Raw genomic sequence first — 12,221 nt, 5'->3', positions numbered from 1 at the left:
GGGGTGGGTCCTCTCTCGTTGGGCGTGCTCGAGTTCTTGATGTCACACCCATCGACCAGTATGCGAATCCCGCGATGTGGGGCGATGCATTGCCAGAAAGGAGACACGAATGGCTGAGTTGACCTACAAGATGCTGCAGGACGCCGTGGCAGGCGGAGCGGTCGCTCTGCGCTCAATCATGAGCTTGCAGCCTGCGGACGGCGAGGGCGGCAAGGTGTTCCCGCCGACCTACGCGGTCCCAGGCAATGCCCAGCACAGATATGCCGTCGAGGAACGCCAGATCGGCGACCGTGTGTCCACGACGGTGTTGCTGGACTCGGTGGCGTCGCAGGCGAATCGGGCGGAGCTGGCGCTCTTGGAGGGCTGGGAGACCGACGAGCTGCGCTTCCCGGTGCCGTTCGTGGATTTCTCGGGCGAGCCCGATGTGAGCGACATCGGCCGGTTGACGGTGCTCGAAGCGCCGCACCGCCTCGCCGATGCGATCTTCCGCGACAGCCTGCTCGAGGGCACGCTGTTCCGGCTGACCGATGTCGGCCGGGCGATCACCGACGCTCAGCCGCGCAACGCGGGCGCGATGTTCAAGTACGCGCCGACGGCGTTGCTGTTCGGCCAGTGGGATTCGACGGGGCCGAAGGGCGGCTTGGGCGCCAAATTCCAGCGGGCGTACGTCTCGGAGGTTGTCGGGCTGGACGCGAGGGTCGGATCGAAGGTCGGCAGCCGGATCGATCCGCTGCAGATCGAGAAGCTGCCGGCCGATCAGGCCGCGTACAACCACGCCGACCCTGAGCAGGTGTGGACGCTCGATCCCGACGAGGCGGCCAAGGACCGCAACGGCAAGCCCGAGCGGGCGTCGCGGGGGAGCGAGAGCGGCGAGGCTGGCCAGCCCTCGAAGATCAATCACGGCAATATCGCGCCCTCGATCGACGGCCTGGCGGGAGGCGTCACCGTCTCGTCGGCACGCCAGACCACGGTGATCTCGCTGGCGGCGCTTCGCCGCCTGAAGTTCGCCGGAGCGAGCCGAGAGGCGGCCGTCGCGGCCCGCACTGCGGTGGCTGCACTGGGGGTCGCGGCTGTCGCCTACGGCTACGAGATGGACATGGATCTCCGTTCGCGCTGTCTGTTGGTGCCCGAGCATCCTCCGTCGGTGGAGCTCGTGGGGCGCGACGGGTCCACTCCCGAGACGGTCGAGATCGACCGAGAGTCGAGCGCGGCGCTCCTGCAGGAGGCCTCGTACTGGGCCGAGACCGTCGGCACCGGCTGGGAGGCCGGCGAGATCAGGCTGGTGCCTGCGCCCAAGCTGGTGGAGCTGCTGCGGCGCAGTCGGGAGGTGTCCGTTCGGGCGGGAGCGGCGGACGGCTCGTGATCGCGGTCGAGGTGACGCTGCTGACCGGGCGCTATGTCGCGACCGCTCATCACGACCGCCGCGAGCACGAGTGGCCGCCGCACCCGGCTCGGCTGTTCTCAGCGCTCGTGGCGACGTGGGCAGACGCCGACGAGCCCGATCCGGCACAGCGAGCGGCGCTGGAATGGCTCGAGCGCCAAGACCCGCCCGAGATAGCAGCCTCCCAGGACGGCAACGTGGCGGTCAGGCGCGCAGTCAGCGTCTTCGTGCCGGTCAATGACGCCCGGCTCCGCACGGGAAAAGGCGCTGTGAAATCGGCGCTGGAATTGCTTCCCGACGGTCGCATCAAGCAGGAGCGCCACTTCCCGTCGGTCACGCCCGCCGACCCTCGCGTGGTCTACCGGTGGGATGCCGCACCGGATGCGAGCACCCGAGCGGCACTGGGCGGCCTGCTCGCCGGGGTGACGAGAATCGGTCATTCATCTTCGCTGGTCTCGTGCCGATTGGTCGACGATGTGCCCGAACCGACACTGCGCCCGGGCGTCGGGCCGCTGGTGCTCCGTTGTGCCCAGCGCGGCCAGCTCGCAGCGCTGGAGGCCGCTCACCGACGCCATGAGGGAGTGCGTCCGCGGGCACTGCCGTTCGTCGGGGTCCGCTACGCCGAACCGGCCGAGGCGGATCACGGCCCGTCGTCGGCGCGGCCTGACAATGCGGGTGAGCTCGTCGTGTTCGAGATGCCGGTCGACCAGCGCCGCTTCCTGGCGATCCGAACGGTCGAACTGGCCGAGGCGCTGCGCGGCGCGGTCTTTCGTCACGCAGACGACCCGCCGCCGGAGGGCTTGAGCGGCCACCTGCCCGACGGCAGCCCGAGCCGGCACCCCCATGTCGCCTTTCTGGCGCTGCCCAATGTCGGCCACGACTACGCGGACGGCCGCATCATGGGCCTCGCGGCAATGATGCCAGTGGCGCTCGACAGCGGTGACGCCCACGCGGCATATCGCGCCATCGGCACCTGGGAGCACGCTGAGCCTGTGGGCCGATGCCGTCTCACGCTCGGCGGCGGCCAGGTCATCGACTTGCAGCGCAGGCAGCCGCCGTTCGAGCTCAGCAGCCTGCGTGCCGGCACATGGTCGAGGCCGTCGTCGGAGTGGATCAGCGCAATGCCGGTAGCGCTCCCGAAGAATCCCGGCCGGCTCGCCAGCGGCTCGCCGGCCGCTCGGGCGAAGGCATGGGCGGCCGCGGAGGAGCAGGTGCGCCGGTCGTGCATCCATGTCGGGCTGCCCGAGCCGGCCGCAGTGGCCGTGTCGCTGGACCCGCTAATCCCCGGAGCGCAACCCGCAGCTCACTATCCGGCCTTTGTGCAGGGCACCCGGCGCGGCGACGGCGTGCGTCGCCGCCTGGTGCACGCCGCGGTGCGGTTCGACCACGCCGTCAGGGGGCCGCTCGTTCTGGGTTCGGGCAGGTTTCTCGGCCTCGGCCTCATGCGGCCTGCGACGCAGCGTCTCCCGCTCGCCGAGCGCAGCAGCCGGGGAAGCAGCGATGAGCACTGACCGGCTCGATGCAGCGCTCTTCGGGGAGTACTTCCGATCGGTCCACGGGCATGACCCCTATCCGTGGCAAGTGCGCCTGGCAGACCGGGTGCTCTGCGAGGAGCGATGGCCGGACGTGATCGATCTGCCGACCGGTGCGGGCAAGACAGCCGTGCTCGACACAGCGGTCTTCGCGCTCGCCGCCCGCCCCGAGGTATTCCCGAGGCGCATCGTCTTTGTCATCGACCGGCGCATCGTCGTCGACCAGGTCTGCAAGCGAGCCCGGCTGATCAGCGATTCCATCCGCGCCGCAGACAGCGGGGTGCTCGCCAGCGTGCGCGACGCGCTCAGCGAGGTCGCTGGCGACGCCGATGCACCGGTCGGCGTCTCGGCGCTGCGCGGCGGCATTCCGCTCGACAACGCCTGGGCGACACAGCCCGACCAGCCGTGGGTGATGGTCTCCACCGTGGATCAGTTCGGCTCGAAGCTGCTGTTCCGCGGCTACGGCATCAGCGAAGCGATGCGTCCGATCCACGCCGGGCTCGCGGGCAATGACTGCCTGGTCATCCTCGACGAGGTCCACCTGAGCAAGCCGTTCGCCGCCACGCTGCGAGACGTGCGCAGCGAGCCGTCAGCGAACTCCTTCAACGGCTCGCTGCTGCCCCGGCGGGGCGGGATCGTCGAGATGTCGGCCACGCCTGCGATCGATGGCGGAGACCGGTTCGAGCTGCAGCCCGACCTCGATCTCGAGGGCAGCAGCGAGGCCGCGGCACGGCTGCGACGCATCGCTCGGTCCGCCAAGCGCGCCCGCTTGGTCGAGGTAGCAGGCCGCAGCGCGCATTCGGCGCTGCCCACGGCGGTCGTGCGCACCATCCAGAACGACCTGAGCGGCGCTGAGCGAAGCATCGGCGTCATCGTGAATCGGGTGCGCACGGCACGCGAGGTGCAGCGCGCGCTGTCCGAAGCCGGCGTCACGGCGCATCTGCTCACCGGTCGCATGCGACCGCTGGACCGTCAGCGACGACTCCGCGAGATCGAAGCGCTGGTCGACCCCGACAGCCGCGACCCCGATGCCGAGCGCACCGTCGTCGTGGCGACACAGGCCATCGAGGTCGGCGCCGACTTCAGCTTCGACGCGCTCGTCACCGAGGCAAGCCCGCTCGACAGCCTCCGCCAACGCGTCGGCCGTCTCGACCGCCGCGGCACCTTGGCCGAGCGCACCGGCGAGCCCGCACGCTGCTGGGTGCTCGGCCTCAAGACTGAGCTCAATGGCAAGCGGCCCGACCCGATCTACGGCGAAGCCGTTCGGGTGACGTGGAACGAGCTGTCGGCCCGCGCCGACGACGGCCAGATCGACATCGGTCCTGCGAGCACCCAACTCCACGGCTTCCCCCACGAGGCGGCCGCGCCAACCCGAAGGTCCCCCCTGCTGCTGTGCACCCACATGGACGCATGGACACAGACAAGCCCCGAGCCGCTGGTACAGCCTGAGATCGGTGACTTCCTGCACGGCTTCGACGACAACCCGCCCGAACCCGAGGTGGCCATCGTGTGGCGCTGGGACCGCAGCCCAGATGCGCTGCGGCTAGTGCCGCCGCGTCCGGCAGAACAGCTGCCGGTGCCGCTCTCTGCCGCCAAGGCATGGCTGCGAGGCGGCGAAGAGACACTCGTCGCCGATGTCGCCTGCGCCGCCAGCGCGCGAAGAAGCCCCGGCGATGCGCCGGGTGCCGGGGAGTCGACAACGGTCCGGTGCTACGTCGGTGGCAACGACGTCGTGCGGGAGATCGCCGTCGAGGACATCGGGCCCGGCGACGTGCTGCTCGCCCATCCCGGCGTCGGAGGCCTCAGCGACGGCACGTGGAATCCTCTGCCGCGCGGAGAGGCCGCCGCTCCAGACACAGCCGCGAGCGAAACGGCCCCAAGCGACGTGGCTGTGCATGATCTCGGCGACGAGGCACAGTGGGCGGGCCGGCGGCGTCGGACCGTTCGACTCGACGAGCAGTTGGACCGTCAGTTGCGGGCGTGGCTGGGCGACGAGACTCCGAGGCTGCCGAGGCCCCTCAGCGACGATCTCTCGCCTGGCGATGTTGACGTCGAGATCGACGACGGCGGATCGCGGTCGCCCAAGCTCCGGATCCTGCTATGGATAGACGAGCTGTACGAGCTGATGGATCGACGGCTCACAGCAGTGCCGCAGCATTTGCGGTGGCTGTTCGGCGACGAGTCCGCCGCCGACGAGGACGGCATCGGGGTCTTGGAGCACCTCGGCGATGGCGCCGACTTTGACGTCGAGCTGATCGCACACGCCGGCGGCGGAGCCGAGGGGCCGGCCCGACAGCGGGATCTGCCGAACTACTACGTGATCGTCGAGCGATCTGTCGACATGACGGGGACGGGCGGCGACGATGAGCCGTCGCTCACGGGAACAGCGATACGGCTCGGCGACCATCTCGCCGGCGTGGGCGAGCGCGCAGCAGATTTCGCCGAACGTCTCGGGCTCTCCGCCGAGTTGGCGAACGACATGCGGCTCGCCGGCGAACTGCACGATCTGGGCAAGGTCGACCCCAGGTTTCAGGCGCAGATGGTCGGTCACGATCGGGTTGCATTGGCGATGCTGCGCGAGCCTCTCGCCAAGTCGCTTCCTGGGGCTCGCACCCGTCCGCACGCGTGGCCGCCCGCCCGTCACGAGTTCGCGAGCGTGGCGCTGGCACAGTCGGCGCCCGAAGCCCTGGGCGGGGCCCATGACCCCGATCTCGTGCTGCACCTGCTGGCCACCCATCACGGCAATGCCCGGCCGCTCGCAGCGATCCTGCCCGACGCGTGCCCCCAAGATCTCACCTATGGGCTCAACGGCAGCCTGCTGAACACGCGGACCGACTTCAGCGAGACCTCGTTGGCGCTGGACATGGCCGACCGGTTCTGGCGGCTCTGTGCCAGATACGGGCACCACGGCCTCGCCTGGCTGGAAGCGATCCTCCGCTTGGCAGACCACCGGCAGAGCGAGGCCGAAGCGCACGGATTTCGCCGCACCTCCCCAGAGGTCCGGTGATGGCGGAGCTGGAGCTGCCTGGACTGTCCGGCAACAATCCCCTCGGATTCCTGGCCGCGCTCGGTGTCCAGGTCGCGTTCGCAGGCACCCCATTCCAGCCGCTCGTCCGGTGGAGCGACGGGGTCGTCCCAGTTCCACGAGTCACGGCTGATCTCGACCATGACGGGATCGTCGCCAGAGTTCTTGAAGTGGCGACGCAGTGGCGAGCTGAGCCAGCCCTGTGTCCGGTTCCCGAGGCCACGGATGTGAAGTTCCCTGCCGCCGGCATTCGCACGTACCTCTCCGAGGCGCGACATCACCGCAGCGGCGCCTTGGCGGCTTCGCTCGTGGCGGAAGGAAGCCTCGACGCCGTGACGGGCAAGAAGGCCAAGCCCACGGACTTCCACTTCACTGCCGGTCAGATGAAGTTCTTGGCTATGGCTCGCAAGATTCTCGCAAGCACAACGTCAGACGACCTTATCGAGGCTCTTGTCGGGCCGTGGCAGTACACGAGCAAGCTCCCATCGCTGCGGTGGGACATCGCCGACGACCGCGCATACGCGCTCTCAGCGTTCGACCCAACCGACAACACCAACAATCCGAAGCTGACAGTCCCGGGTGCCGAGTGCTTGGCCATTCTCGGGCTCAGCATGTTCCCCGTCTTCCCCGGCCACAGGAAGACGGCGACGACGGGCTGCCGGGGCACGTGGCGAGACGGGTCGTTCTCTTGGCCCTTGTGGAATCGTCCGGCAACTCTGAACGTCGCCCGCACCTTGGTCGCACACGCGAACGCCGGATGCCTCGGAAACGGCTCGCTCGAGAGAGCCCTGCCTTCCCTCGGCGTGTTCCGCATCTTGGAATCGTCGATCCGGCGGAACGATCGCGCCATGGGCCTGGCCAATTTCGGACCGCCCGAGGTGGTCTGGTGGCGTGACTGAGGTTCCTGATCTTGTTCCGGCTCGGATGGTGAATGAGTTCGTGTACTGCCCGCGGCTGTTCTACCTGGAGTGGGTCCAGAGCCGGTTCGAGGACAGTTCGGACACTGTTCATGGGCGTTACGTGCATCGTCGTGTGGATGAGGGCGGCGGCCGAATGGGCGGGTCGTCGGAGGACGATCCGGTGAGCAATGCGCGCTCTGTGCTGGTCAGTTCGGAGCGGCTGGGGCTCATTGCCAAGACCGACATCGTGGAGGGTTTCGACGGGAGGGTTGTGCCGGTGGAGGTCAAGCGCGGTCGTCCGCCTAAGCATGGTCCGGCTTGGGAGCCGGAGCTGCAGCAGTTGGCTGCGATCGGGCTGATCCTGCGTGACAGCGGTTATGACTGCGATGAGGGTCAGTTCTATTTCGCGGCGTCCCGCGAACGCACCACCGTCGAGTTCGACGACCGCCTGCTGGGCAAGACGCTCGACACCGTCGAGCGGCTGCGTCGTGTCGCGGCTGCCGATGATGCGCCGCCGCCGCTGGTGGACAGCCCGAAGTGTCCGCGCTGCTCGCTGGTGGGCATCTGCCTGCCCGATGAGACCAACTTCCACACCGGGCGCGTGGAGGGCACGCCGAGGCGATTGACGCCACGCGATTCGGAGGCACGGCCGCTGTATGTGACCGAACAGGGCGCTCGGCTGGGGATCAGCCAGCGGCGGGTGGAAGTGAAGGTCAATCGTGAGGTGGTGCGCAGCGATCGCCTGATCGACATCTCGCAGATCAATCTCAGCGGGAACGTCCAGGTGTCGACTCAGCTGCTCCAAGCGGCGTTCCGGGAGGACATCCCGGTGTGCTGGTTCAGCTACGGAGGCTGGTTCCAGGGGATCGCTCACGGCCTGCCGTCCAAGCATGTGGAGCTGCGCCGGCGCCAGGTCGCAGTGGCGGCCCAGGCGGGTCTGCCGCTGGCGCGTCAGATGATCGTCGGCAAGATCCGCAACTCCCGCACCCTGCTGATGCGCAACTCGCGCGAACCGGTGGACGCCGCGGTCGGGCAGCTGAAAGAACTCGCGACGAAAGCGGCGGAGGTCGATTCGGTCGAGTCGCTGCTGGGCACCGAGGGAGCGGCTGCCCGCTCGTACTTCGGCAGCTTCGCATCGATGCTGAAGGACGACCGGCTGGGCACGTTCGACTTCGCGGGACGCAACCGGCGCCCGCCGCGAGACCCGGTCAATTGCTTGCTGTCGTTCCTGTATGCGTTGCTCGTCAAGGACCTGACCGCCGTCGTGTACTCCATCGGCTTCGACCCGTACTTGGGCGTGTACCACCGGCCGAGGTTCGGACGGCCGGCTCTCGCTCTCGATCTGGCGGAGGAATTCCGGCCGATCATCGCCGAGTCGGTGGTGATCAACGCAGTGAACAACGGCGAGGTGGCCGAGAACGGTTTCATCGTCCGCGCTGGGGGAGTGGCGCTCGAGCAGGCGGCCCGCCGGGCCGTCATCGCGTCGTACGAACGCCGCCTCGATCACGAGATCACTCATCCCACCTACGGCTACAAGATCACCTACCGGCGTGTGCTCGAAGTGCAGGCTCGGATGCTCGCAGCCGCCATGCTCGGTGAGATTCCCGAGTACGTGCCGTTCACCACGAGGTAGGTTCGTGAGCGGTCGCCGTCGGTATCTCGTGTCCTACGACATCAGAGACCCGAAGCGCCTCCGGAAAGTACACAAAGCCATGAAGGCATACGGATGGCCGATGCACTACAGCGTGTTCATCAGCGACCTGGACAGCATCGAGTTGATCAATCTCAAGACCGAGCTCGGCGAAGTCATCCATCACGGCGAGGACACGATCGCCTTCGTCGACCTCGGAATGCCTGCCGAACGAGGCAGAGACTGCTTCGACTTCCTCGGCAATGCACCACCACTACCCAGCTCCGGACCGGTCATCGTCTGATGCGAGCGGTCCGGTCAGGCCCCAACTCCCGGGCAGCGCTCGCAGCCCTGAAGTACGGACTTCATCTGCACCTTGACAACCGAAAAAGTTGCTTCCCGAGCGCCTCTACGCATAGAGCACTCGCAACTGCTCCCGAAACCGCTGGTCAACCCCAGTAGATTTCGAGAGCGGTTTGGCCGAAGAATTCTTCGGCCCTTCATTGAAGCGCGTTGCGCCCGGTCACACGTCGCCGATCATCTGGTGGGTCCTCAGCAGCGGGTTTGGCCGAAGAATTCTTCGGCCCTTCATTGAAGCACGATGGTCGGGAACGTTCGCCCGAAGAATTCTTCGGCCCTTCATTGAAGCCAGCCAACGTGCCGGCCGACCGTCATTGGAGCTCCACCACTCGTTTGGCCGAAGAATTCTTCGGCCCTTCATTGAAGCTCGGCCATGCGACGGCCGCACCCGGCCGTGGCGGTTTGGCCGAAGAATTCTTCGGCCCTTCATTGAAGCCGGCCGGCCGTGCCTGGCCGCTCGCCGACGCCGCCGTTTGGCCGAAGAATTCTTCGGCCCTTCATTGAAGCGCGCGACGCGCCGGAGTCGCACGCCCGAGGCCCTCGGGTGCAGGCGTTTGGCCGAAGAATTCTTCGGCCCTTCATTGAAGCGACGCGATCGCGTGCCGGTCGTCCACCGCCGACAGCCCAGCCGTTTGGCCGAAGAATTCTTCGGCCCTTCATTGAAGCTCGACCATGCGGTGTGGCCGTCGGGCCGTGGCGGGGTTTGGCCGAAGAATTCTTCGGCCCTTCATTGAAGCGCCGAGCCGGCTCGCCCTGACCCGCGGCGACGCCGGAGTTTGGCCGAAGAATTCTTCGGCCCTTCATTGAAGCGCGGCGATTGAACGATGCCGGCGGTGGTCAGCATCTGTCGCCGCGGTTTGGCCGAAGAATTCTTCGGCCCTTCATTGAAGCGCTGCTGGTGTGCAGCGCGGTGTGACTGTCGGGGTTTGGCCGAAGAATTCTTCGGCCCTTCATTGAAGCGGCATGCGCTTGCACATCGGCGACCAACGCGGCCCGAGTGTTTGGCCGAAGAATTCTTCGGCCCTTCATTGAAGCGAGCGATGCGTGCACCCTGTCCACTCGGGACCTGCGCCAGCGTTTGGCCGAAGAATTCTTCGGCCCTTCATTGAAGCTCGATGCGGTGCTCGCCTCGGTGCGGGTGCCGTGAGGTTTGGCCGAAGAATTCTTCGGCCCTTCATTGAAGCGCCGCACGGCCGTCTGCTCGATAGTCCAACGATGTGCTTTGTTTGGCCGAAGAATTCTTCGGCCCTTCATTGAAGCGCGTAGAGCGCGCCGGGTCGCCGGGCGGTCGGGGTTTGGCCGAAGAATTCTTCGGCCCTTCATTGAAGCGCGAATTCAGGGCTGGCCTCAAACGACGATCGTTGTTTTGGCCGAAGAATTCTTCGGCCCTTCATTGAAGCGACGCCTCGGCGGAGCGCCGAGCGGCCCTTCACCGAGGCGGCCGCGTTTGGCCGAAGAATTCTTCGGCCCTTCATTGAAGGGGGATGCCCGCAGCGATCGCAGCGCACAGGCCGGCGGCGTTTGGCCGAAGAATTCTTCGGCCCTTCATTGAAGCGGTGACGGTCTCGCCGCCGCCGGCGGGCGGCAGGTTTGGCCGAAGAATTCTTCGGCCCTTCATTGAAGCTCGAGGCGTTCGCTGGCGCCGCCGAGCAGTTCCTCGGCGAGGTTTGGCCGAAGAATTCTTCGGCCCTTCATTGAAGCGGCTTGCGGAGAGGCTGGGCAGGACAGTCGGAGCAGTTTGGCCGAAGAATTCTTCGGCCCTTCATTGAAGCGGTCAGCAGGTCGGCTCAGCTGACGGGCCAGACGAGAGTTTGGCCGAAGAATTCTTCGGCCCTTCATTGAAGCAGCCGAGGGACGGCTGATCTTCCCGTCGGCAAGGTCAGTTTGGCCGAAGAATTCTTCGGCCCTTCATTGAAGGGGAGCAGACCTGACGGGCCTTCCACCATGACATCGCGCAGTTTGGCCGAAGAATTCTTCGGCCCTTCATTGAAGCATGAGCGCTGCTCCCCGCCGACGACGAGTTCGGCCATGAGGTTTGGCCGAAGAATTCTTCGGCCCTTCATTGAAGCAGCCGAGATCGGCGACCGCTGTGCAGATCCCCTTTTTCGTTTGGCCGAAGAATTCTTCGGCCCTTCATTGAAGCGCGGTGCAGGCTCAGCAGATGCTCCATGGCGGCCTTGTTTGGCCGAAGAATTCTTCGGCCCTTCATTGAAGCTGCCGTCGATCGAGATGTGGCGGCCGTTGGCGGCCGGGTCGGGTTTGGCCGAAGAATTCTTCGGCCCTTCATTGAAGCATGCTCGATGTGGCCGGCCTTGACGAGCGCTCCGATGTCGTTTGGCCGAAGAATTCTTCGGCCCTTCATTGAAGCGGGCGCGGATGCGCAGCTTGGTGCAGTACGTCCTCAGGTTTGGCCGAAGAATTCTTCGGCCCTTCATTGAAGCAAGTTCCTGTCGGCGACGGTGCCCTTCTTGGTCAAGTTTGGCCGAAGAATTCTTCGGCCCTTCATTGAAGCCCGCAGCCTGCATCATGCGGGCGACGAGCTGCCCCCGCTGAGTGTTTGGCCGAAGAATTCTTCGGCCCTTCATTGAAGGCTGCCAGCGTCAGTCCGAGCCTCGACCGCCCCCGGCAGGTTTGGCCGAAGAATTCTTCGGCCCTTCATTGAAGGAGTCTGATGATGGTTCGGCGTGGCGCCGACGATGATACGCGTTTGGCCGAAGAATTCTTCGGCCCTTCATTGAAGGCCCGGTGCCCGCCTGCCGAGTGTCGGCGAGCGGTCGTTTGGCCGAAGAATTCTTCGGCCCTTCATTGAAGGCTGAGGTGCTGCCGGGCGGTGGCCGGGAAGAATTCTTCGGCCCTTCATTGAAGGCTGCCAGCGTCAGTCCGGCCTGTGGCCCCTGGGTCGGTTTGGCCGAAGAATTCTTCGGCCCTTCATTGAAGGTTCCTGGTCCCCCTGATAGGCTCCTCCGGGGCCTCGTGTTTGGCCGAAGAATTCTTCGGCCCTTCATTGAAGGACGGGCTTGACGTATCCGTGGGCGCATGGGTCGTTGCACGTTTGGCCGAAGAATTCTTCGGCCCTTCATTGAAGGTCGGAGTCGAGCACCTCAGCCGCCCGCCTCATGCCGGTTTGGCCGAAGAATTCTTCGGCCCTTCATTGAAGGTCTCTCTCTGTCGCTCATCCCTTTCCATTCCTCTCTCTGTTTGGCCGAAGAATTCTTCGGCCCTTCATTGAAGGTTTATCTCCCCATTGATGCACCGTGCGCACGATGGGCAGGGGTTTGGCCGAAGAATTCTTCGGCCCTTCATTGAAGCGAGGGTCGCCCCCGGCGACAACGTGCTGGACTCCCTGTTTGGCCGAAGAATTCTTCGGCCCTTCATTGAAGGCCCGTGGAGCGGG

The 12,221-nt window shown here is 66.0% G+C and carries 6 protein-coding genes and 1 CRISPR repeat array (1 of these 7 cut by a window edge); all 6 genes read left to right on the top strand.

The genetic code is table 11. The annotated features are described in order from the left end of the window. The first annotated feature begins 109 nt into the window (after positions 1 to 109). Genes cas7u through cas2 form a run of 6 tightly spaced genes read left to right on the top strand, consistent with a single transcriptional unit; the run spans position 110 to position 8,771 of the window. Positions 110 to 1,363, top strand: coding sequence for a type I-U CRISPR-associated RAMP protein Csb1/Cas7u (cas7u, locus tag ACOGI5_RS16025; RefSeq protein WP_419865402.1), 1,254 nt, complete (start codon positions 110 to 112; stop codon positions 1,361 to 1,363). Further along, the gene (gene csb2 / locus ACOGI5_RS16020; RefSeq protein ID WP_419865401.1) at positions 1,360 to 2,892 is read left to right on the top strand and encodes a type I-U CRISPR-associated protein Csb2; all 1,533 of its coding nucleotides are present in this window, start codon (positions 1,360 to 1,362) and stop codon (positions 2,890 to 2,892) included. The genes cas7u and csb2 overlap by 4 nt, the downstream gene beginning before the upstream one ends. After that, complete coding sequence (cas3u, locus tag ACOGI5_RS16015; RefSeq protein ID WP_419865400.1) at positions 2,882 to 5,920, top strand: type I-U CRISPR-associated helicase/endonuclease Cas3; 3,039 nt, start codon at positions 2,882 to 2,884, stop codon at positions 5,918 to 5,920. The genes csb2 and cas3u overlap by 11 nt, the downstream gene beginning before the upstream one ends. Next, positions 5,920 to 6,837: a hypothetical protein gene (locus ACOGI5_RS16010; RefSeq protein WP_419865399.1), complete on the top strand. Its 918-nt coding sequence runs from the start codon at positions 5,920 to 5,922 to the stop codon at positions 6,835 to 6,837. The genes cas3u and ACOGI5_RS16010 overlap by 1 nt, the downstream gene beginning before the upstream one ends. After that, complete coding sequence (gene cas1, locus ACOGI5_RS16005) at positions 6,830 to 8,470, top strand: CRISPR-associated endonuclease Cas1 (protein ID WP_419865398.1); 1,641 nt, start codon at positions 6,830 to 6,832, stop codon at positions 8,468 to 8,470. The genes ACOGI5_RS16010 and cas1 overlap by 8 nt, the downstream gene beginning before the upstream one ends. Next, on the top strand, positions 8,388 to 8,771 hold the full coding sequence (cas2, locus tag ACOGI5_RS16000; protein ID WP_419865397.1) for a CRISPR-associated endonuclease Cas2: 384 nt from the start codon (positions 8,388 to 8,390) through the stop codon (positions 8,769 to 8,771). Before cas1 ends, cas2 begins: the two co-directional genes overlap by 83 nt. Positions 8,772 to 9,080: 309 nt before the next feature. After that, a CRISPR array of direct repeats spans positions 9,081 to 12,221; the repeat unit is 36 nt; unit sequence GTTTGGCCGAAGAATTCTTCGGCCCTTCATTGAAGC; it runs 715 nt beyond the window's last position.

This window comes from Candidatus Poriferisodalis sp. (assembly GCF_965208925.1).
Classification (GTDB): Bacteria; Actinomycetota; Acidimicrobiia; order Acidimicrobiales; family Poriferisodalaceae; genus Poriferisodalis.
This window is presented reverse-complemented; position numbering and strand designations above follow the sequence as displayed.